At 66.0% G+C, this 22174-nt stretch carries 21 protein-coding genes and 2 tRNA genes; 5 read left to right on the top strand and 18 right to left on the bottom strand.

What is annotated here, in order from left to right; genetic code table 11:
* Positions 1–23 precede the first annotated feature (23 nt).
* From R5H30_RS06725 to R5H30_RS06715, 3 genes are all read right to left on the bottom strand, one after another.
* A complete protein-coding gene (locus R5H30_RS06725; RefSeq protein ID WP_318327326.1) occupies positions 24–2576 on the bottom strand; it encodes a penicillin-binding protein 1A in 2553 nt (850 codons plus the stop codon).
* Between the two features lie 106 nt (positions 2577–2682).
* Positions 2683–3897 carry an N-acetylmuramoyl-L-alanine amidase gene (locus R5H30_RS06720; protein WP_412105107.1) on the bottom strand — a complete coding sequence of 405 codons (1215 nt, stop codon included), beginning with the start codon at positions 3895–3897 and terminating at the stop codon, positions 2683–2685.
* A gap of 80 nt (positions 3898–3977) precedes the next feature.
* A complete protein-coding gene (locus R5H30_RS06715; protein WP_318327324.1) occupies positions 3978–5120 on the bottom strand; it encodes a pyridoxal phosphate-dependent aminotransferase in 1143 nt (380 codons plus the stop codon).
* A 170-nt stretch (positions 5121–5290) separates the two neighbouring features.
* Here R5H30_RS06715 and R5H30_RS06710 point away from each other — a divergent pair, with 170 nt between their 5' ends.
* Positions 5291–6043, top strand: a complete 753-nt coding sequence (locus tag R5H30_RS06710) for a DsbA family protein (protein WP_318327323.1) — start codon at positions 5291–5293, stop codon at positions 6041–6043.
* Positions 6044–6049: 6 nt separating this feature from the next.
* Here the strand turns inward: R5H30_RS06710 and R5H30_RS06705 are convergent, their stop codons facing one another.
* From R5H30_RS06705 to hemA, 4 genes are all read right to left on the bottom strand, one after another.
* Complete coding sequence (locus R5H30_RS06705; RefSeq protein WP_318327322.1) at positions 6050–7333, bottom strand: sensor histidine kinase; 1284 nt, start codon at positions 7331–7333, stop codon at positions 6050–6052.
* Between the two features lie 10 nt (positions 7334–7343).
* On the bottom strand, positions 7344–8486 hold the full coding sequence (ispG, locus tag R5H30_RS06700) for a flavodoxin-dependent (E)-4-hydroxy-3-methylbut-2-enyl-diphosphate synthase (RefSeq protein WP_318327321.1): 1143 nt from the start codon (positions 8484–8486) through the stop codon (positions 7344–7346).
* 92 nt (positions 8487–8578) lie between these two features.
* Positions 8579–9841, bottom strand: coding sequence for a helix-turn-helix domain-containing protein (locus R5H30_RS06695; protein WP_318327319.1), 1263 nt, complete (start codon positions 9839–9841; stop codon positions 8579–8581).
* A 135-nt stretch (positions 9842–9976) separates the two neighbouring features.
* Positions 9977–11200, bottom strand: a complete 1224-nt coding sequence (gene hemA, locus R5H30_RS06690) for a 5-aminolevulinate synthase (RefSeq protein ID WP_318327318.1) — start codon at positions 11198–11200, stop codon at positions 9977–9979.
* Between the two features lie 271 nt (positions 11201–11471).
* On the opposite strand from hemA, the gene R5H30_RS06685 reads away from it, so the two are divergent.
* The 3 genes from R5H30_RS06685 (at position 11472) to R5H30_RS06675 (ending at position 14135) form a co-directional block, all read left to right on the top strand.
* Entirely contained in the window at positions 11472–11807 is a 336-nt protein-coding gene (locus R5H30_RS06685) for a 5-aminolevulinate synthase (protein WP_318327316.1), read from the top strand.
* 73 nt (positions 11808–11880) lie between these two features.
* Positions 11881–13257, top strand: a complete 1377-nt coding sequence (locus R5H30_RS06680) for a M20/M25/M40 family metallo-hydrolase (protein WP_318327314.1) — start codon at positions 11881–11883, stop codon at positions 13255–13257.
* Positions 13254–14135, top strand: a complete 882-nt coding sequence (locus R5H30_RS06675; protein WP_318327312.1) for an alpha/beta fold hydrolase — start codon at positions 13254–13256, stop codon at positions 14133–14135. The genes R5H30_RS06680 and R5H30_RS06675 overlap by 4 nt, the downstream gene beginning before the upstream one ends.
* A 10-nt stretch (positions 14136–14145) precedes the next feature.
* On the opposite strand, the gene R5H30_RS06670 is transcribed toward R5H30_RS06675, so the two are convergent.
* Positions 14146–15018, bottom strand: coding sequence for a glycosyltransferase family protein (locus tag R5H30_RS06670; RefSeq protein WP_318327310.1), 873 nt, complete (start codon positions 15016–15018; stop codon positions 14146–14148).
* 228 nt (positions 15019–15246) lie between these two features.
* Here R5H30_RS06670 and R5H30_RS06665 point away from each other — a divergent pair, with 228 nt between their 5' ends.
* Positions 15247–15906, top strand: coding sequence for a hypothetical protein (locus R5H30_RS06665; RefSeq protein WP_318327309.1), 660 nt, complete (start codon positions 15247–15249; stop codon positions 15904–15906).
* A 31-nt stretch (positions 15907–15937) separates the two neighbouring features.
* On the opposite strand, the gene R5H30_RS06660 is transcribed toward R5H30_RS06665, so the two are convergent.
* From R5H30_RS06660 to R5H30_RS06615, 10 genes are all read right to left on the bottom strand, one after another.
* Positions 15938–16014, bottom strand: a tRNA-Asp gene (locus R5H30_RS06660).
* Between the two features lie 152 nt (positions 16015–16166).
* A tRNA-Asp gene (locus R5H30_RS06655) sits at positions 16167–16243 on the bottom strand.
* A gap of 124 nt (positions 16244–16367) precedes the next feature.
* Positions 16368–17306, bottom strand: a complete 939-nt coding sequence (locus R5H30_RS06650) for a pirin family protein (protein ID WP_318327308.1) — start codon at positions 17304–17306, stop codon at positions 16368–16370.
* Between the two features lie 70 nt (positions 17307–17376).
* Positions 17377–17637, bottom strand: coding sequence for a hypothetical protein (locus R5H30_RS06645; RefSeq protein ID WP_318327307.1), 261 nt, complete (start codon positions 17635–17637; stop codon positions 17377–17379).
* A gap of 267 nt (positions 17638–17904) precedes the next feature.
* On the bottom strand, positions 17905–18927 hold the full coding sequence (locus R5H30_RS06640) for an AbrB family protein (protein ID WP_318327306.1): 1023 nt from the start codon (positions 18925–18927) through the stop codon (positions 17905–17907).
* Positions 18924–19604 carry a GntR family transcriptional regulator gene (locus R5H30_RS06635; RefSeq protein ID WP_318327305.1) on the bottom strand — a complete coding sequence of 227 codons (681 nt, stop codon included), beginning with the start codon at positions 19602–19604 and terminating at the stop codon, positions 18924–18926. Before R5H30_RS06635 ends, R5H30_RS06640 begins: the two co-directional genes overlap by 4 nt.
* 86 nt (positions 19605–19690) lie before the next feature.
* Complete coding sequence (locus R5H30_RS06630; protein WP_318327304.1) at positions 19691–20194, bottom strand: DUF6505 family protein; 504 nt, start codon at positions 20192–20194, stop codon at positions 19691–19693.
* Positions 20191–20898, bottom strand: coding sequence for a biotin/lipoate--protein ligase family protein (locus tag R5H30_RS06625; protein ID WP_318327303.1), 708 nt, complete (start codon positions 20896–20898; stop codon positions 20191–20193). Before R5H30_RS06625 ends, R5H30_RS06630 begins: the two co-directional genes overlap by 4 nt.
* A complete protein-coding gene (gene apbC, locus R5H30_RS06620; protein WP_318327301.1) occupies positions 20895–21959 on the bottom strand; it encodes an iron-sulfur cluster carrier protein ApbC in 1065 nt (354 codons plus the stop codon). Before apbC ends, R5H30_RS06625 begins: the two co-directional genes overlap by 4 nt.
* A gap of 3 nt (positions 21960–21962) precedes the next feature.
* Positions 21963–22157, bottom strand: a complete 195-nt coding sequence (locus R5H30_RS06615) for a DUF6494 family protein (protein ID WP_318327300.1) — start codon at positions 22155–22157, stop codon at positions 21963–21965.
* Positions 22158–22174 lie beyond the last annotated feature (17 nt).

Below are 22174 nucleotides of genomic sequence, written 5' to 3'. Positions count from 1 at the left end.
CGGTCAAACCGGTCGGGTTTCGGCTAGTAGAGGCCGCCGGAACTGAGCGTTCCGTAGTTGGCCTTGGGCCCGACGGTGGCCTTGCGCCCGGTCGAGGTGATGACCTGGCGACCCGTCGCGCTGCCGACTTCCTCGAAGAGCGGCAGATCCGCCCCCATGGCGAAACCGCCGTCGAAGGTGACGCCAAAGAGCGGCTCCTCGCCATCGCGGAAATACTCGGCCACGACGTTCGCACCCGACGCCTCGTCGCTGAGACGCGCGCCGGTGAAGCGGTCGATCTTGATGAAATGGCCGCCCGGCGGTACTTCGAAAGGACCGCCACCGTATTTCTTCGTGGCCTCGGTCATGTAGCGCTGGAACACCGGTCCGCACAGGCTCGACCCGTAGGCGCGGCGCCCGAGCGAGCGCGGCTGGTCGTAGCCGATGTAGCATCCCGCAACGATGTTCGAGGTGAAGCCCACGAACCAAACGTCCTTGGCGTCGTTGGTCGTCCCGGTCTTGCCGGCGGTCGGCACCGGCAGGTTGATGACCCCCGAAGCGGTGCCGCGGTCCACGACGCCCTTCATCATCGAGGTCAGCTGGTAGGCGGTGATCGGATCCATCACCCGCTCGCGGTCCGAACGGATGGTCGGTGCAAAACCGGGCTGCAGGCTCGCGACCCGGCAATCCTCGCAGATGCGGTCGTCGTGGCGGTAGATCGTCTTGCCGTAACGGTCCTGGACCCGGTCCACCAGCGTCGGCTTCACGCGCTCTCCGCCGTTGGCGAACATCGCGTAGGCCGCAACCATCTGGTAGAGCGTGGTTTCCTCGGACCCGAGCGCATTTGCCAGATACTGGCCCATGTTGTCGTAGACGCCGAATTTCTCGGCATAGCGCGCAACCGTGCCCATGCCGACTTCCTGCGCGAGACGGATCGTCATCAGGTTCCGCGACTGCTCGATCCCGGTGCGCAGCGGCGTCGGGCCGTAGAACTTGTTCGACGAATTGCGCGGACGCCAGAGGCCCTGCGGCGTGTCGATCTCGATCGGCGCGTCGACCACGATCGTCGCCGGTGTGTAGCCGCTGTCGAGGGCCGCAGCATAGACGAATGGCTTGAAGCTCGACCCCGGCTGACGCTTGGCCTGCGTCGCCCGGTTGAAGACAGAGGACTGGTAGGAAAAACCGCCCTGCATCGAGATTACACGGCCGGTGTTGACGTCCATCGCGACGAAGGCGCCCTGCACCTGCGGCACCTGGCGCAATGTCCAGCGGATGAAACTGCCGTCCTCGTCGCGGGTCATCTTGCGCACCAGAACGACGTCGCCGACTTCGACCAGATCGCCCGCGACTTTGGCTTGCGGCCCCAGCGACCGGTCCTCGCGGCGCTTGCGCGCCCATTGCACGTCCGCGGGCGTGATGACCTGCGTGTCGTCGACCGGGACGCCCTCGATGCCGATGCGTGCGGTCTCGGCGCCGACCTCCAGCACCACTGCCGGATACCACTGTCCATCAAGATCGATGTCGCGCGGCACGCGCTTTTCCGAGAGCGCCTCGCGCCAGGACGCCTCGTCGGTCAGTCGCTCCGGCTCGATCCTGGCACGGGTGCCGCGCCAGACGCCGACGCCGCGGTCGTAATCCTCAAGTTCCTTCTGCAGCGAGTTCGCCGCCAGCGGCTGCAACTCTTCGTCGATCGTCGCCCGCACGGTCAGCCCGCCGGTGAAGAATTCACCTTCGCCGAAGTCCTGCGTCAGCTGACGCCGAATTTCGTCGGTGAAGTAGTCGCGCGGCGGCAGTTCGGTCCGGAAACTTTCGAAATCGCCGTTCTGCACCGATCGCAGCGGAGCGTTGACTTCCTGCTGGTAGACGGCCTGGGTGAGATAGCCGTTTTCCATCATCTCCTTCAGCACGAAGTTGCGCCGCGCGATCAGCCGGTCTTTCTGGCGCACCGGGTGGTAGTCCGAGGGCGCCTTGGGCAGCGACGCGAGAAACGCCGCTTCGTGCGGTTCGAGCTCGTCCAGCGTCTTGTTGAAATAGGTCTGTGCCGCCGCGGCGACGCCGTAGGAGTTCTGCCCGAGGAAGATCTCGTTGAGGTAAAGCTCGAGGATCTTCTCCTTGTCGAGCGTCTCTTCCAGTCGCGCGGCGAGGATGATTTCTTTGATCTTGCGTTCGGCCTGCCGGTCACCCGACAGCAGGAAGTTCTTCATCACCTGCTGGGTGATCGTCGAAGCCCCGCGGATGTCGCGGCCGCGCGACTTGACCGCCTCGTAGGCGGCCACGCCGATGCCGCGCAGATCGTAGCCCTCGTGCTCGTAGAAGTTCTTGTCCTCTGCCGAGATGAAGGCCTGCTTGACGAGGTCCGGGATCGCCTCGGCCGGAGCGAAAAGACGGCGCTCCTTGGCGAATTCGTCGATGATCTGGCCCTGCCCGGAATAGATCCGGCTGATCGTCGGCGGGGTGTATTGCGCCAGCGACTCGTGGCTCGGCAGGTCGCGCGCGTACATCCAGAAAACCGCGCTGATCATCAACGCTGTCATCGCGATGGCGAGCGTGATCGCGGTGAAGATACCGCCGAAGAAGGAGAGGATGAATCGAAACACGGGGACCGGGCGACCTGGACTGAGGTGAAGAGGCCTCTCTATACGCGGCTTGGCGTTGATGGTCAAAACACGAAAGGTTGCGGCGTGGCGGCCGCCCGCCGAGACTCTACTGCCTGACGAGGTCGCGCCGCGCGGCATCGGCATCGCGCCAGTCGAGCACAGCGCGTGCCATCGCCGTCGCGGTACGCCGCTGCCAGTCCGGATCGGTGAGATTGCCGAGATCGCGGTCGCTGCTGAGAAACCCGATCTCGATCAGGACAGACGGAATATCCGCCGATTTCAGCACCGAGAACCCCGCCTCGCGCAGCGGATGACGGTTCATGGGTCCGCCGGCCTCTTTCATCGCCACCGCAAAGGACCGCGCGAGGGCCGCCGACCGCGGCTCGGTCTCTTGCCGGGCAAGATCCAGCAGCACGCCGGCAACCTGGTCGTCCGAGCCGGTGAGGTCGGCGCCTGCGATGATGTCGGCGCGGTTGTGGCGCGCGGCAAGTAGTTCCGTAGCCTTGTCGCTGGCCTCGTCGGACAATGTGTAGATCGCGGCCCCCTGCGCGCCGCCCTGGCTGAGACTGTCGGCATGCAGCGAGATGAAGAGATCGGCGCCGGACCGGTGCGCCACCGCCACGCGCGATTCGAGCGAAATGAACTCGTCCGCCTCGCGCGTCAGCACGACCTCGGCATCCCCGGCCCGTCGCAGCGCGTCACGCAGCAGCCGCGCGAAGGTCAGCATCAGGTCCTTCTCGGCCACGCCATCACGCTCCGCTCCCGGGTCGACACCACCGTGGCCCGGGTCGATCACCACCACCAGCCGCCCGTCCTGTATGGGCGCGGGCGTCTGCGGCGCCTTGCGCTCGGGCCAGAGGGCGGTTTCGGGAACGCCGGAGGCCGCGGCAAAGGCTTCCGGGTCGACCGGGTCGAGGCCGATGGTCAGCACCGCCTTACCCGATTGCGGATCGACAGGCATCCCGATGTTGTCAGGCAGGAACGGCCCGGAGAGATCGGCCACCAGACGCGACCAGCCCGGCTGGAAACGCCCGAAGCGCAGGGCGGAGAAAACTCCCGGATCAGGCAGCAGGTCGGCCTCGGTCACGCCGCTCCAGTCGGCCTCGCGGAAGTCTACCACCAGCCGCGGCGGCCCATCGAGCGTGAAGACGCGAAACGGCACACCCTGGCTGAGATGCAGTTCCAGAACCGCGCCGCCCATCCAGCCGTCGCGGGCGACGCTGGGACCGGGGTCGATGCGCGCAAGCGCTGTCAACTGCTGCGCTGAGGCGGCACCTGCCCCGTAAAGGAGAACCAGAAAAAGGAGAAAACGCCCTAACATGCCTGCCCGCCAGAAGTCCGTTTACGGATCTTGCGCGCACCCTATCGCATGCTGCGGCCCGGGGGAATCCCCCTCCGGCGTCAGCGCCGCCCCATGAAATCGGCGAGCCGTTCCAGGCCCTCCTCGATATCCGCCGTCGCACGGGCGTAGGAGAAACGCAGCGTACTCGCGCCGCGCACCGGGTCGAAGTCGAGACCCGGGGTGACCGCCACCCCCGCCCGGTCGAGGATCTCACCTGCAAAGGCCAGCGAATCCTGTGTGTGCTCGGACACGTCGGCATAGATGTAGAAGGCGCCATCCGGCGGCGCGATCCGATCAAAGCCCGCCTTCGGCAAACCATCCAGCATCAGCGCACGGTTGCGGCGATAGACGTCGAGGTTGGCTTGCAGCTCGGGTGTACACTCCATCGCTGCAAGCGCCGCGATCTGGCTGGCGTGGGGCGCGCAGATGAACATGTTTTGCGCAATGCGTTCGATCACCCGCACATGGTGTTCCGGCACCACCATCCAGCCGACGCGCCAGCCGGTCATCGAAAAATACTTCGAGAAGGAATTGATCACGTAGGCCTCGTCCGTGATCTCGAGCGCGGTCACCGCCTTCGCCTCGTATTCGAGCCCGTGATAAATCTCGTCCGAAATGAAGGCGGCTCCTGCAGCCTGTGTCGCCTCAATCAATGCCGTCATCGCAGCCCGGTCGAGCATCGTGCCCGTGGGATTCGCCGGCGAGGCGACCAGCAGACCGGCGAGGTCGCGATCGGCAAAGTCCTCTGGCGCCGGTTGATAGCGGTTTTCCGCGCGCGTCGGCAGGTCCACCGGCTGAAGATCGAGTGCGCGCAGGATCTGCCGATAACTCGGGTAGCCGGGCGCCCCGATGCCGACACGGTCGCCGGTGTCGAAAAGCGCCGTGAAGGCCAGCAGGAAGCCCGCCGACGAGCCCGATGTGACCACCACGCGGGCCGGATCGAGATCGACGCCGTACCAGTCGCGGTAAAGTTGCGCGATCCGGGCGCGCAGTTCCGGCAGCCCCAGCGAAACGGTGTAGCCAAGCGGCTCGTCGGCCATGCGCCGCGCCAGCGCGTCGACGGCCCTTCGCGGCGCGCCGGTGCCCGGCTGGCCGACCTCCATGTGGATGATCCGACGGCCCGCCGCCTCGGCGCGGCGCGCGGATTCCATGACATCCATCACGATAAAGGGATCGACGGCCGAGCGCCTTGAGTTTCGCATCGCTTCGCTCCTAGTCTGCGCCATGATCTTCCACCGTGGATTCCGGGCGGCGTCAATGCATACGCGGAAACCGGCCCGAGCCCCGCGGGCTCAAGGATACGACGCTTGGCATCGGGCGCAGGATGTGTTGACTGCACCGGATCGCGCCGCACAGAAACGGAGATGACCGGATGTTGAAACGCCACCTCTTGCCCGCCCTGATCGGCGCCATGTCGCTTGGCGGCGCGGCCTGTGCGCTCGACCTCAACGCGATGACCGACGAAGAGCGGGCGATCTTCCGACAGGAGGTGCGCGACTACCTCATGGAAAATCCCGAGGTGATCATGGAAGCGGTCGCCACGCTGGAAGAGCGGCAGGCCGAGGAACGCGCCGCGCAGGACAACACGCTGGTTGCGGACAACGCCAGCGCGCTTTTCGACGACGGGTTCTCTTTCGTCGGCGGCAATCCCGACGGCGACATCACGCTGGTCGAGTTCATGGACTACCGCTGCGGCTACTGCAAACGCGCCTACAGCGAGGTCGAGAAACTTCTCGAGACCGACGGCAACATCCGCTTCATCGTCAAGGAGTTTCCGATCCTCGGCGAACAGTCCGTCCTGGCCTCCCGGTTCGCCGTGGCGACCAAGCAGGTCGCGGGCGATTCCGCCTACAAGCAGGTGCACGACGCGCTCATGGCCTTCAACGGCGACATCACCCTGCAGGCGCTGAAGCGTCTTGCCGGGACCTTCGACCTCGACGGCGACGCCATCGAGCAGGCAATGGACGACGAGGCGGTCACCGCCGAGATCAGCGCGACGCGCGAACTGGCCCAGAAGCTGCGGATCAGCGGCACGCCCACCTTCGTTCTCGAGGACGAGATGTTGCGCGGCTACCTGCCCTATGACCAGATGCAGGCGATCGTCACCGAGAAGCGCGACCTCTGAGCCGTCTCACGTCTGCGGCGCGAAACGCAGCCGTACGTCCGTGCCCAGCCCGGGCCGGCTGTCGAGTTCGACGGTCCCGCCGCTCTGCTCCATGAACCCGCGCGCCATCGACAGGCCCAAGCCCGACCCCTGTCCCACCGGCTTGGTGGTGAAATAAGGCTCGAAGACGCGGTCGATGTGTTGCGGCAGGATGCCGGTGCCCCGGTCGCTGATGGTCAGCGTGAGCCCGCCGTCGACGTCGATCTCGCCTGTCAGCCGGATGTCGCCGCCGCCGGGCATCGCGTCGCGCGCGTTGAGGATGAGGTTGATCAGGACGTTCTGCAGCATGCCGGCATCCACCCGGACCTGCGAGGGCGTGTCCGGCAGATCCGTCACCAGGCGGTGCCGCGGACCCAGAAGGCTCTCGACCATCCGCGCGAGATCCCGCGCGATGCGGTCGGTGTCTACTGTCTCCGGCGTCAGTTGTGACTGGCGCGACAGGGCCAGAAGCTGGCCGGTCAGTGCCGCGCCCTTCTGTGCTGCCGCCTCGGCCTGCGCCAGCAGCGCGGCACGCTCCTCGGGTCCTTCCACCTCGCGGTGCAATTGCAGATTGCCGATCACGGCGGTCAGCAGGTTGTTGAAATCATGCGCGACACCGCCGGTCAGTTGGCCGATCGCGCGCTGACGTTCGGCCGCGTGTTCGCCTTCCCGCGCGGCGTCGAGCCGGCGCTGGAAGCGCTGGATGCCGTAGACGGTGAACGCGAAATAGATCGAGTGCGTCACGAAGGCGAGGCCGAGCAACAGCGACTCCGACCCACCGTGACGCAGGTATTCGACCAAGACCATGGCCGCCGCGGCCACCCCGTAGCTCGTCACCTCGCCGAAGAGGTAGGTGCGACGCACGGCCCGGACGGTGACGGTGTTCAGGCTCGATACGAAATAGAGGAACAGCCCGAGAAGCTGCGCGATATGGTTCTCGAAAGCGAAGAGATAGACGCATGTCGCCTGCACGATAAGCACCGAAACCAGGCCGACCGCGTTCAGAAGATGGCCCACGCGGCGCGGCACTTCGTCGGGCTGGCGGTGCAACAGGACGACGTAGCCGCACAGCGACAGGACGTAGGCGATGTAGGCGACCAGAAAGACCGGATCGTCGTAGTAGATCCCGACGCTGATCGCCATGGTCGCCAGCATCAGCAGACGCAGGCGCAGTTCGCGGCTTTTGAAGTGGTCGATGGCCTTGAGACCGGTCAGGTCGTACCCGGCGCCCGGTGGCGGCGCGCCGGCCTGCGGTCCGGACTTCGACGCCACGCCGCAATCCCTATTCGGCGGCTGGCTTCGACACCTGAAGATCAGGTTCCGCCGCTTCGAGTTCGGCCGCCTTCTTCTCGACCTCCTCGACGATGTGGTCGATCATGCGGTCGTTGCTCATCTTGTGGCTCTGGCGACCGGCGAGATAGACCATGCCGGAGCCCGCTCCGCCGCCGGTAAAGCCGACGTCCGTCATCAGCGCCTCGCCCGGGCCATTGACCACGCAGCCGATGATGCTGAGGCTCATTGGCGTCTTGATATGTTCGAGCCGCTTTTCGAGGATCTCGACCGTTTTGATGACATCGAAGCCTTGCCGCGCGCAGCTCGGGCAGGAGATGATGTTGACCCCGCGGTGGCGCAGGCCAAGCGACTTGAGGATCTCGTAGCCAACCTTCACCTCTTCGACCGGATCGGCCGAGAGCGAGACGCGGATCGTATCGCCGATGCCCATCCACAGAAGGTTGCCGAGGCCGATCGCGCTTTTGATCGTGCCCGAGACCAGCCCCCCGGCCTCGGTGATGCCGAGGTGGATGGGCGCGTCTGTCGCCTCCGCCAGCTGCTGGTAGGCCGCCGCGGCCATGAAGACGTCGGACGCCTTGCAGCTAATCTTGAACTCGTGGAAATCGTTGTCCTGCAGGATGCGGATGTGATCGAGACCGCTCTCGACCATCGCGTCCGGGCACGGCTCGCCGTACTTCTCCAGCAGATGCTTTTCGAGGCTGCCGGCATTCACCCCGATGCGGATCGAGCAGCCGTGATCGCGGGCCGCGGCAATGACCTCGCGTACGCGCTTCTCGTCTCCGATGTTGCCCGGGTTGATGCGCAGGCAGGCCGCACCGGCCTCGGCCGCCTCGATTCCGCGCCGATAGTGAAAGTGGATGTCTGCCACGATCGGCACCGACACCTCCGGCACGATCTGCCGCAGGGCTTTCGACGACGCCTCGTCCGGCACCGAGACCCGCACGATGTCGGCGCCGGCCTCGGCGGCGGCCTGGACCTGCGCGATCGTCGCCTTCACGTCGGTGGTCAGCGTGTTGGTCATGGTCTGCACGCTGATCGGGGCGTCGCCGCCCACCGGGACATTTCCCACCATGATCTGGCGCGACGTCCGGCGATAGATGTTGCGCCAGGGTCGGACGTGGTTGAGCGACATGTCGAGAACCTCCGGTTGGGCGCTGCCACGCGCAAAATAGGCATTTGCGACTTCGCCCGCAACGAAGTCGTGCCATGGGCAGATGCCCGTCCTTATTCGCTGATGACGGATGCCGGCGCGAGCGGTTCGGCGACCGGGGTCTGAAGTTCGGCGACGGTGGTGGCGAGCGCCTCGTCGGCCTCGAGATCGGCGAGTTGATAGGCGTCCTTGAGCGTGTCCACCGCCAACGCGAGGTTCGACGTCACCTGACCGCTCTGGCCGACCGGGCCGTAGATCTCGTTGCCCATCGCAAAATAGATCGCCCCGCTTTCGCCGGTGCGCAGAGTCGGCGGTTCTTCGGTTGCGGGCGCGTCCCAGTACTCGCCGGGTTTCATCGTTTTCTCGAAGATCACCGTCCCGTCTGCGGCACGGACCCGAACCCAGGACGGGCGCACCGCAACCATCCGCAGCGCCGGACCTGGTGTTTCGGAGACCTGTGGAACCACCGGGCCGACGAATTCCGTGTCGCTTTCGATGCCGCTGCGGACCGGGACCACCGGATCGCTTAACGTGGGCTGACGCACCTCGGCCATGGCGAAATTGCCCAGCGATCCCGGCTCGATGCTGGCAATCGGCGCATCGCGCGGCACCAGCACCGGCACGTCGAGTGCCTGCGGACGGTAAAGCCGGCTCAGCGCCTCGACCCGGGGCTGATCCATTGCGGCCGGCGCGTCGGGATCGTCACCCTCGGTTCCCGCGGGGGCAAGCGCGCCCTGCAGCGGGTCGAGATCGGACAGCACGACCGGGGTCTGTTCGACCGGGGCCACCTGCACCTTCTGCACCTCGCGCAGAACCGCGTATCCGCCGTAGCCGATGGCAGAGATCAGGCAGATCAGCACCAGTGACGAACCGATGGCGCTGGGTTCGATGCCGGACCACACGCTTTCGCCCTTCGGCACGAAGGGCGTGCTTGGCCGCTTGAACATGTCGGCCTCCGCCGCGCGCGCCGCACGATCCTCGGCGACCGGCACCTTGCGGATGACGGACGCCTCGGCAGACATGCCGTGCGCGACCGCGAAACCGCTCTCCTTGCAGAACTCGGTGAAGGCGTAATCGGGATTCATCCCCAAGTAACGCGCGTAAGAGCGAACGTACCCCGCAATAAAGCCGGGAGTGTCGAAGGCATCGGGATCGCAATTCTCGATCGCGGCGATGTAGGACGCCTTGATCCGCAACTCGCGCTGGACGTCGAGCAGCGATTTGCCGAGTGTCGCCCGCTCACCGCGCATGATGTCACCAAGGCGCAGTTCGAAATCGTCGAACGCACGCGGCTCGACTTTTCCGTCAACGTCCTGGATAGACCGTCGCCCGATCATGCGAATGTCCCGTTTACCCGCAACTGCCCTGTGCCCGTAGTTCGAATTGCGGGCCAGTGCGCTCCACGATTCGTATGCGGCTTGTTCTTTAGCCTACGTTAACACAGTGCAACCGGAATTACATAACGGGGAATGTCAGCCGGCGACCTCGGCGCGATTCAGCGCACAATGTGACCACAGTGCATCCATTGCGCGCACAAGCGCGTCCATCTCGTCCGGTCCATGTACCGGTGAGGGCGTGAAGCGCAGACGTTCGGTGCCGCGCGGTACGGTCGGGAAGTTGATCGGCTGCACGTAGATGCCATGATCGGCCAGAAGCATGTCCGACAGCAGCTTGGTGTGGACCGGATCGCCCACCATCACGGGAACGATATGGCTGCCGTGGTCGATGATCGGCAGGCCGAGCCCCTTGAGGCGCAGCTTGAGGATGCCCGCCTGCGTCTGGTGTCTTTCGCGTAGTTCGGGCGCCCGTTTGAGGAACGCGACCGAGGCCGCGGCCCCTGCGGCCACGGCGGGTGGCAGCGACGTGGTAAAGATGAACCCCGGCGCATAAGACCTTACCGCATCGCACATTTTGGCCGATGCGGCGATGTACCCACCCATCACGCCATAGGCCTTGGCCAGCGTGCCGTTGATGATGTCGAGCCGGTGCATCAGGCGGTCGCGCTCGGCCACGCCGGCGCCGCGCGGGCCATACATGCCGACTGCGTGCACCTCGTCGATGTAGGTCAGCGCGCCGAATTCCTCGGCGAGGTCGCAGATCTCTTCGATCGGGCCGAAATCGCCGTCCATCGAGTAGATCGATTCGAAGGCGATCAGCTTGGGTGCCGCCGGATCGTCGGCCTCGAGCAGTTCGCGAAGATGCGCCACGTCGTTGTGGCGGAAGATCCGCTTGGCCCCGCCATTGCGGCGCACGCCCTCGATCATCGAGGCGTGATTGAGCGCATCGGAGTAGATGATGAGACCGGGAAAAAGCTTTGGCAGCGTCGACAGCGTCGCGTCATTGGCGATGTAGGCCGAGGTGAAGAGCAGCGCCGCTTCTTTGCGGTGCAGGTCGGCGAGCTCGCGCTCGAGCCGCTTGTGATAGACCGTGGTGCCGGAAATGTTGCGCGTCCCGCCCGAACCCGCGCCGGTGGCGTCGATCGCCTCGTGCATCGCCTCGAGCACGACCGGGTGCTGCCCCATTCCAAGATAATCGTTGCCACACCAGACGGTTACCGGCTGCTGGCTGCCGTCCGGACGGGTCCAGACCGCATGCGGAAAGCGCCCGTTCTGCCGCTCGATATCGATGAAGGTGCGGTAGCGCCCCTCCTCGTGCAGACGTCCGATCGCCTCGTCCAGCTTCGCGGTATAATCCACCCGTTTCTCCCTTTCGTGCAGGCCAAGGGGCCGTCGTGGCGTCATCCGGTCTGGGTCCGGTCTGGGTAACGCGTTCGCAATCCTGAATATATGCGACAGCCTGCGGTTTCAATCACCTTACCCGGAACAGGGTGTCGCAGCCTTGATACCGATCAAAGCCCGAACACGAACTTAACGTAAGTCAGGAATCCCTGACTGTTGACCGCGACCATCGTCGGGCAGGCTGAGCGCATTTCATGACGCTCGGATTTTCAGAAATGGACTGATTCAAATGACATACCAATTGAACCTCACGGCGATGTTTTTCCTGATGCTGCTGGCCGCAGGTGGCTATGCGGTCGCAACCGTCGGCATGAAGATGGCCAGCGCGGTTCTTTCGCCCGCGGCACTAAGCCTCGTGCTCGCCGGACTCGGGGCCGCCGCCATTGCCGAGATCGTGCTGCTGCGCCACGCCGACCTTGCGGTGATCTATCTCGGGGTCATCCTTGCCGAAAGTGTCCTGGTGCTGGCCTATGCGGTGCATCTGGGCGGCATGCCCGGCACCGGACAGATCTGGGGCGCGACGATGGTCCTTGCAGGTTTCGCACTCGTCACGCTCGGAGAGTAGCAATCCGCGGGCAATCTGGACACGGGCGCTGGCGCTGATACCGTTCGCGCAACCGATGGAAGGAGCCTGCCCCATGTCCCTTGACGACGTACTCGCGCGCATCGACGCCGAGCTGCCCGCCGCGACCGACCGATTGCTCGAACTGCTGCGGATCCCGTCGATCTCGACCGATCCCGCCTACAAGCCGGACTGTGAGAAGGCGGCGGACTGGCTGGTGGCCGACCTCGAGGCTCTTGGCGTCGATGCCAAGAAGCGCACGACGCCCGGCCATCCGATGGTCGTCGGCCATGTCGCGGGCGACGGACCACACCTGTTGTTCTACGGCCACTACGATGTGCAGCCGGTCGACCCGCTCGACCTTTGGGAGCGCGGGCCATTCGACCCGCAGATCGAGGACACGGCCAACGGACAGGTCATCCGCGGACGCGGTTCGGCGGACGACAAGGGTCAGCTGATGACCTTCATCGAGGCCTGCCGGGCCTGGAAGGCGGTGCATGGCAGCCTGCCCTGCCGGTTGACGTTCTTTCTCGAAGGCGAGGAGGAAAGCGGCTCGCCCTCGCTGGTGCCGTTCATGCAAGAGAACGCCGACGAGCTGAAATCCGACATGGCGCTGATTTGCGACACGACAATGTTCGAGAACCAGACCCCGGCCATCGTGACTATGCTGCGCGGACTGCTCGGCGAAGAGATCACGATCACCGGACCGTCGAAGGACCTGCACTCGGGTTACTACGGCGGGATCGCGATGAACCCGATCCGGGTTCTGTCGCGCGTCATCGCGGCGCTCCACGACGACGACGGCCGGATCACGGTGCCCGGCTTCTACGACGGCGTGCCGGACATTCCCGAGGAGATGGCAGCGCAATGGCAGGCGCTGGGGTTCGATTCGGATCGCTTCCTGGCCGATGTCGGGCTGTCGCAGCCCGCAGGCGAAGCCGGGCGCACGCCACTCGAGATGGTCTGGGCGCGGCCGACCTGCGAGGTCAACGGCATCACCGGCGGCTATACCGGCGAGGGCTTCAAGACCGTGCTGCCTTCGAAGGCCAGCGCCAAGATCAGCTTTCGCCTCGTCGGAGACCAGGACCCGCACGCGATCAGAAAAAGCTTTCGCAAGATGGTCGCGGACATGCTGCCACCCGATTGCGAGGTCAGCTTTGCCGAACATGGCGCCAGCCGCGCCTCCTCGGTCGACATTTCGGATCCGAAGTTCGAGGCGACGCTCAAGGCGCTGAGCGTCGAATGGGGTGTCGATGCCGCCTATATCGGAGGCGGCGGCTCGATCCCGATCGCCGGGCATTTCCAGAACATCCTCGGCACAACGCCTCTGCTCGTGGGCTTCGGTCGCGACGACGACGCGATCCATTCGCCGAACGAGAAGTACGACATGGAAAGCTTCCACAAGGGCATCCGCAGCTGGGCGCGTATCGTCGACGCGCTGACCCGGTCTTGAGGATCGCGGGGTTCGAGACCGGCACGGCGGAGGTCAACGGTCAGTCGATCCACTACGCGACAGGCGGGAAAGGCCCGCCGGTCCTGCTGCTGCACGGCTTTCCGCAAACCCATGTCATGTGGCATGATGTGGCCCCGGCCCTCGCCGAACGGTTCCGGGTCGTTCTCCCGGACCTGCGCGGCTACGGCGCGAGCTCCAAGCCGGCGAGCACCGAGGCCTACAGCTTTCGCCACATGGCAGACGACCAGCGCGCGCTGATGCGCAGCCTCGGGCATGGCAGCTTCCACGTCGCCGGCCACGACCGGGGCGGGCGCACCGCGCACCGCCTGGCGCTCGACACGCCGGAGGTTGTCCGGTCGATCACCCTCATGGACATCGTGCCGACGCACCGGCTGCTCGACGACCTCGACCGCCATGTCGCGCGCGCTTACTACCACTGGTTCTTCCTGCCACAGCCTTCGCCGTTCCCCGAAACCATGATCGGCCACGATCCCGACACCTTCTTCGAAAGCTGTCTGCTGGGTTGGGGTGCGGCGCGTCTTGACGATTTCGCGCCCGACGCGCTCGACGCCTACCGGCACGCCTGGCGCGACCCCGAGACCATCCGGGCCATGTGCGCCGACTACCGCGCGGCGCTGGATCACGATTTCGACCTTGACGCCGCCGACCTCGGGCGCCGCCTGTCCTGCCCGGCGCTGGTGCTCTACGGGCGCGACGGGGCAATGGCGAAAGCCTATGACGTTCCCGCGACCTGGACCGACCGGTTCGAGACCTTGCAAGCCGAGGCGATCCCGGGCGGGCATTTCTTCGTCGACCAGCATCCCCGCGAGACCGCGGAAGCGCTTCTGTCGTTTCTTTCAAAGGTCGAGACGGGCTGACCGGGCGCCGTCAGACCAGCCCGGTGAACCGCTCGGGCAGGACGTATTGCGTTCCCGGATCGGTCCGGTCGAATTCATGGTATCCCGTCTCGCCGCGCGGTCGCCAACTGCGCTGCATGCGCCGCCTTGTGGGCCGGAAATTGAAGTCGTCGACCAGCGGCAGTCTCGTGAAGGCCTCGAACGTCGCCTTGTCGTCGCCCCGCTCGCTGGCAAACCAGTGCCGTCCCACGGCGCTGTCGGATATTCCTGCGCCGATCTCGGCAGTGACGGCGTTGCGGCGGTCCATCGCGGCGGCGTAGTGATCGTAATCGCAGAATTTCAGATGCAGGAGGTACAGGTTTTCGGGCGTGTAGAGCTTGCCGAACTGCGAGAAATGTCCTCCGCGCGAGATCTTGGTCGGCGCGCCGATGACGCAGGGCTTGGAGTATTGCGGCGCCGGACGCACGTGGCGGCGCGGTCCGAGGACCCTGTCGGTGATTGCGTCCTGCTCGACGTCGACGCGGTGGATCACCTCGAGCCCGAGCGGGGTCAGGACCCGCCGGTCCGGCACGGCCTCGAGAAACCCGCGCAGGTCGGTTCCGGCGTCGGGGTCGACGACGACAAGCTCGTCCACGTCACCGACGATCACGTAGCGGTAATAGCGTCGCAGCCCGCCCACGAGACCGTTCAGGAAGCCCCAGCGCTTGATGTCGAAGTTGCGATGCGCGTCGCCCGGCAGCCCGATCACGTTGCAGCCCGCGGCGAGGTCGGCGACCTCGGACCCGCGCCCGTGGTTCACCACGTAACAGTTCTCGCGCCCCAAGGTCCCGCCGTAATGGCGCAGCCAGGCCTTCAGGAAGAACAGATCGTCCCGCACCATCGTGACCGCCGCCGCCGTCTGCATGTCCTGTCCGGTCCTTCCCGCGCAGCTCCAATCGCACGCCCGGTCGCAGCCTAGCCAATCGCTTGCTACAAGAGAATCGGTAAATCCGCGTCGGCGGAGAGCGAAAAAAGGATCGGAACCCTGCTGTCGCCCGACTTCGCGCAAACCGGAATCGAGGCCGGGATCCGGGACCACGCACCACTCGCGCGGTTCCAGGTACTGGGAGAACGGTCGTCCGGCACGAACCTCGTGACCCGCCTCCTGAAGCGCAACACCGCGCTCGCGCCCTCCGACGCGCTTGGCTGGAAACACGGGTTTCCGACACTCGAGCCCGTTCCCGCCGACTTGTTGGTGGTCTGCGTCGTCCGCAATGCCGTCGCCTGGGCGCTGTCGATGCATGCCAAGCCTTGGCACACGCCACCCGAGATGCAGGCGCTGGCGTTTTCGGAATTCATTCGCGCGCCCTGGGAGACGATCTTCGACCGGCCGCGCTATTTCGCGGGCATCCCGGGCGTCGCGGCGGTCGGGCGCCCGCTGCAACAGGATCGCCACCCCGAGACCGGCGCCGCGCTGGCCAACCTTTTCGCGCTGCGGCGGCACAAGCTAAAAGCGCTGTCGGGCTTTGCCGCGCGCGACTGTTCCAGCCTGATCCTGCGGCTTGAGACGGTTCAGGGCGCACCGGAGTCGACTCTGGCCGCGATCCGGCGGGCCTTGGGCGCGCCTGCCGAGGGTCACGACTTCCGGCCGGTGCACAAACGTCTCGGCAGCCGGTTCAAGCCGGCCGCCGGCATCACCCGCCCGCAGACGCCGACCCGGATGGCGCCCGAGGATATCGGCTTCATGCGCGGCGAGCTCGATCTCGATCTCGAAGCGCGGCTCGGATACGCATACGGAACGGCAGAGAGCTGAGCGTCGGGACGGTCTGAGAAGGGAAGGAAAGTGGCGCGGTTGACGGGGCTCGAACCCGCGACCCCCGGCGTGACAGGCCGGTACTCTAACCAACTGAGCTACAACCGCGCGATGACCGGCGGGATAGGCCAAGCGCCGAAGAGCGTCAAGGGCGTTTCGCTGCTGTCGTGGCGGTATTTCCGGGGCGCATCCGGATGGTGATCACCGCACCCTCCCGCAACGAAAAAGGGACCCGGCAAGGGTCCCTTTCATGGCAGCGGTGGCGCGGTTGACGGGGCTCGAACCCGCGACCCCCGGCGTGACAGGCCGGTACTCTAACCAACTGAGCTACAACCGCCCGCTGCTGCACGCTGGGGCGGACCCCGACGTGTCCGGACCTCATATGGTCCGCGCTCCGGCCCGTCAAGCGGACTTTGCGGGAATGCACGAATTTCAGCGCGCGGGAGAGCCTAGGGCAAGGCCTAGCGTTCCGGCAGCGGGATGAACTCGGCATCGTCGCCGGGCGGAAGCTGGAAGCGCCCATGCTCCCAATCGCCGGCGCGCCAGGCTTCCTTGGCGGCCTCGATCCGTTCCTTGCTCGAGGCGACGAAGTTCCACCAGATATGCCGCGGACCTTCCAGGGTGGCACCGCCAAGAAGGATGAGCCGCGCGCCGCGCGCGCCCGCCGTCAGGCTGATGCGGTCACCGGGCCGGAACACCATCATCTGGCCGGCCTCGAAGTCGTCCCCGGCGACCGTGACGGACCCATCGAGCACGTAGACGCCGCGGTCCTCGTGATCGTCGGGCATCGGCAGCTTTGCCCCGGCCTCGAGCACGGCATCGGCGTAGAAGGTTTCCGAGAAGGTCTTGACCGGCGCCTCTTCGCCATAGGCCGTGCCGAGGATCAGGCGCAGATGCTTGCCCTCGCCCTCCATCTCGGGAAGCTCGGCCTTGGCGGCATGCTGGAACAGCGCCGCGCTGTCCTCGTTCTTTTCGGGCAGCGCAACCCAGGTCTGGATGCCAAACAGGTCGTGTGGCCGTTCACGAATCTCGCCGTCGGTGCGTTCCGAATGGGTGATCCCCTGCCCCGCGACCATCCAGTTCACGGCGCCGGGTTCGATCCACTGATCGGTGCCGAGGCTGTCGCGATGGTGGATCTTGCCTTTCAGAAGGTAGGTCACGGTCGCAAGCCCGATGTGCGGATGCGGGCGCACGTCGATGCCCTGCCCGGTCACGAACTCCGCGGGCCCCATCTGGTCGAAGAATATGAACGGACCGACCATCTGCCGCTTGGGGGCCGGCAGCGCGCGGCGGACCTCGAACCCGCCGAGGTCGCGTGCGCGCGGCACGATCACGGTCTCGATGGCATCAACCGCGTCCCCGGTTGGACATTCCGGGTCAAGGGCAGGATTCCAGCTCATGTCGGCCTCTCGGTTAGGGGACTCAGATGACGGAAAGTCTAGTGTGCCGCCCGCCCCGTGCAAGGCCGGGTCAGGCTCCGTTCGTCCCGTTCTCGGCCACGTCCGGGCAGAGCGTCTCTGCCGTCCGTTCGAGTCGCGCGGCCATGCGCATGATTTCGGCGACCTGGTCCGGCGGATGGTCGCCCGCGATGTCGAAAGCAGCCTCCTCGAGAAACCGGGAGGTCATCTCCATCGCGGCACAAACCTGCGCGAGGCGCGGAAGCTCCGCCATGCGCTCGATTTCCCTGACATATTCCGCAAACTTCGCGCCACACTCGTCTGTAGCTGTCATCCTCTGACCGCCTTTTACCAATTCACCCGCAGGGACGCGAAAGTTGCCGGCCAAGATACGTGCGTCCGCAGGACCCGTCTCGTCCGCCTGCGCCTGGCGAGTTCATTTCAACTGTGCGTAACCAGCGTGGCCGAGACGCTGATCTGCGCCCGATATGCACCGGCTATCCCCGTCGTGGATAACACGCGCCGAGCCGGTGAATGTCAACTCACGGCTGTTCCCCAAAAGGCGAATTAAATCATAGGTGGAGGGACGGTGCCTTCGAGATCACGGGCGGTCCCCGAACAGCCGCGAAAAGAACGGCGCGCCGATGATGACGAGCACGATCCGCAGGACATGATGCGCGACCACGAATGCCATGTCCGCGCCGACGATCAGCGCCAGAACCGCCAGCTCGGCCTGCCCGCCGGGAGCGAAGGCGAGCAAGGTTTCGAGCGGTGGCGCAAGCTCGAGCGCGTAGACGATCTCGGCAAAGATCAGGGTCAGGACGATCAACAGCCCGCAGAACCCGATGCCCGCGACGAGGTCGCGGCGCACCTCGGACATCGTGATGCCGGAATACTTCACCCCGACCGTCATGCCGATGAAGAATTGCGCCGCCCAGATCGCCTCGGCCGGAGGACGATTGTGCAGCAAGCCGCCCAGAGCGGCCGCCGCGGTCAATATCATCGGTCCGAGGATCGACGCACCGAACATGCCCACGGCCTTCGCAAGCCGCCAGCCGGCGATGGCGCAGACCGCCATCAGGGCAAGCTCGGTCGCATCGAGCGTGCGCAGGGGCGCGCCCGGCGCATTGCCGAGGTCCGCGTCCCAGACCGTCACCAGCAGGACCGGCAGAACCACGACGATGACGAGGATTCGCGTCGCATGGACCAGTGAAAGCGTCCGCACGTTGCCGCCGGCCTCTTCCCCGAAGGCCAGCATGTCCTGCAATCCGCCGGGCATCGAACTGTAATAGGCAGTCGTGAAATCGTATTTCCAGACGCGCCGGAAATACGGTACGCCAGTCAGCCCGACGCAGGCCACCATGACCGGCATCAAGAGAAGCGTCGGCCACATCTGCGTCATCGAGCCGAGGATCTGCGGCGTGAAGGTCGCGCCGACCGCGACACCGAGAATCGTGCGCATCGTTTCGTTGAGCAGCGGTATCCCCTGCATGCGGACCCCCGCCAGCGCCGCAAGCAGGCACGAGGTCATCGGGCCGAGCAGCCACGGCAGGGGCAACCCGAGGACCATGAACGCGGCGACGCCGGCACCTGCAATCAGGAAGGTGGCCAGGATCGCCCTCATTCGCGCACGCCCTTGAGTCGGGCGCGCAACGAGGTCTGCAGATGCCGCTCGGCCGCCGCCCCGGCCTCGGCCATGTCGCCGGCCCGGATCGCCGCGACGATGGCGTCATGCTGCTCGCAGACCTCTGCCAGTCGCGCGGCACCAGCCAGTGTCGTCGGTCCAAGCAGCATCAGCGCGTTGTTCAGGCCCCGCGCGGCATCCGACAGGAAGCGGTTGCGCGCACCGAGGTAGAGACAGCGATGAAACCGTTCGTTCAGGGCGACCGCGGCCTGTGCGTCGCCCGCCGTCCCGGCCAGTTCCGCGTTGATGTCGGCCATCTCGTCGGCCTCCGCCGCGCTGGCGTGTTTCGCCGCCATGCCCGCCGCAGTGCGCTCGAGCACGATGCGCATCTCGTAGAGCTCGACCAGTTCCGAATGCGACAGGGTGCGGACCACGGCGCCGATCCGCGGCCTGTGCTCGACCACGCCGTCGGCCTCGAGACGACGCATGGCCTCGCGCACCGGCGTTCGGGACAGGTCGAGCCGCGCCGCGACCTCGACCTCGCGGAGCCGATCTCCTGGACGGAACGTGCCGGAGCGGATCGCCTCGTTGAGGCGGCGATAGGCAAGCTCGCCCTGCGACAGATCGGCGGCGTCGCTCTCCTGCATGATCCCCATCGTAATTGTATCCAAGCGCATACAATCGGCTACAGGGATGGCGACGCAATGTCAAACCGCTCTCTGCAACCACCTGCGTTGCAGAGCTTCGAATCCTTCCGGTTCGGTCAATGGTTGTGGGTAGTGCCAGGTTCGTCGTCGAGCGATCCGTGGATGGCGAATTGTTCCAGCCCCGCTTCACGCGGATCGATGACGCGGAAGCTTTCGCGCACGCCCGCGTCGGTCAGTTCGCGCATCACCGTGATCAGCGTGTTGGGCGCATGCTCGTCGCAAAGATCGGCCATCTGCGCGATCTCGTCGGACGCCACGCCGCGCGCGGCCTCCGGCGACGGCGCGCCGTAGACATCGACGAAGTGCTGCGCCAGCGCTTCGGTGAGCCTGTCGATCTCGGCAAGCTCGATGCTGGTCACGGCGACAAAGCTGACCCGGCCAAAGGTCTCGAGCCCGAGCCAGCCGTTCGAGAAGGCCTGCCGGGCCTTGCCGAAAAGGTCGGCCTCGCCCCAGTTGGAGAACTCGAACCCGCCCGAGATGCACCATTCGCCGGTCCGCGCCGGGCTGTGGAACACGCGCGTGTCGCTCTCGTCGAAATGGATCGCCCGCGCCAGCATCATGGCTGCACCTCCATAAGCCGTGTCAGCGGCAGCAGCAGGTTCTGCCCGTCCTGCTTGAGCAGCAACCCCAAATTCTCATCGAGCCCGGTGACGGTGCCGGATTGGCCGAGGACGCTGATGGTTTCGCCGGACTGATGTGTGAGGCCGGCAAACTCGCGATGCAGCGGCCCCAGACCCTCGGAATCCCAGGTATCGAGCCAGACAAGGCAGTGCCGCACCCAGGCCTCGAGCAGATCCACCGGGTCGACGTCGGCGCAGCCTTCGGCGAACAGCGCCGTGATCTCCGGCGTCAGGCCGCCCTCCTCGCTTGCAGGCCAGAGCTGCAGTTCCAGCCCGACGACCAGCCATCCCGGCACCGCATCGGTTGCGCAATGCGGCCCGGCAAGCCGCAACTCGCCGCAGCGCCCGCCGTTGACGAGGATATCGCCCGCCCAGGCGATCTGCACCGCGACCTCGGGCGGGGCGAGCGCGCCCAGCGCGTTCTGGAACCCCGTGCCGCAGGCCGGAAGAACCGCGGCGGCCTCCGACAGCGAACGTTCGGGCGCGAAGACGATGGCGGCGCGCATCTGGTCCGCCTCGATCCGGTAGATCACCAGACCGGCGTCACAGCCCTCCCGCGCGGCGTCCACCGCCTGAACGAAGGGCGTCCCGCCGTCACCGGCTTGCCGGCCCTCAAAAAGCGGCGGGAAGACCGGCAGCCTCATGCCTGCCCGTCTGCCACCAGCGACCGCGCCACTTGCCGGAAGGCCGCCGCCTGCGCGCTGTCGGGCTTCGAGACCACGATCGGCGCACCGCCGTCGGCGGCGACGCGGATATCGAGGTGCAGTGGTACCTCGGCCAGCAGCGGCACGCCGATCTTCTCGGCCTCCGCCGCCACGCCGCCGTGACCAAAGACATGCTCTTCGTGGCCGCAACTGGAACAGATATGCGTCGACATGTTCTCGATCATGCCCAGGATCGGAGTCTTGAGTTGCCGGAACATGTCGATGCCCTTGCGCGCATCCAGTAGCGCCACGTCCTGCGGGGTGGAGACGATGATGGCGCCGGTCACCTCGGCCTTCTGCGCCAGCGTCATCTGCACGTCGCCGGTGCCGGGCGGCAGGTCGACGATCAGCACGTCGAGCGCCCCCCACTGAACCTGCATCAGCATCTGCTGCAGCGCGCCCATCAGCATCGGGCCGCGCCAGACCACCGCCTGGTCCTCGTTGGTCATCAGCCCGATGGACATCATCGTCACGCCATGGTTGCGCAGCGGCAGGATGGTCTTGCCGTCGGGCGAGGCCGGACGGCCCGACACGCCCAGCATCCGCGGCTGGGACGGCCCGTAGACGTCGGCATCGAGCAGGCCCACCCGGCGCCCTTCTGCGGCCAGCGCACAGGCGAGGTTCGCGGCGACCGTGGACTTGCCCACCCCGCCCTTGCCCGAAGCGATGGCGACGATCCGCTCGACCCCCGGCACTTTCTGCGGACCGGAGGGCGCGGCGCGTTGCGGCTTGAGATCAGGCGGCGCCTTGGGCGTCGAATGCGCCGTCATCACTACCGATACCGTGTCGACACCCGGCAGGGCACGCACCCGGCGCTCGGCCTCGTCGCGCACCTCCGCATAAGCCTCGGCCCGGTCCGGTGCGACCTCGAGCACGAAGCGCACCGCGCCGCCCTCGGCGGTCAGCGCCTTGACCACGCCAGCCTCGACCAGCGAGCCACCGCGGGCGGGATCTTCCAGAGATTTCAGGACGTCGAGCACGTCCTCACGGCGAGCACTCATGGATCAGGACTGGCCCTTGATCGAACCGGTCACCTCGTGGGTCAGGTCGAGCCCGTCGATGGTCAGCACGACCTTGGCGTCAAAGCTCTTGCCGGCGGTGTCGGGCGCGTTGCGCATCGCCTCTTCGATCGCCTGCTGCGAGGTCACCCCGACCTGCTTGAGAAATTTCCGCATCGACATATTGAAGTCGTCGCTCATCTGTTGTCTCCCCTGCT

The sequence above is a fragment of the Roseobacter sp. FCG-D35 genome (genome assembly GCF_033436665.1).
In the GTDB taxonomy this organism is placed as follows: Bacteria; Pseudomonadota; Alphaproteobacteria; order Rhodobacterales; family Rhodobacteraceae; genus JAWQFO01.
Note: the sequence above shows the minus strand (reverse complement) of the source record. Positions and strands in the feature narration are given on the sequence as shown.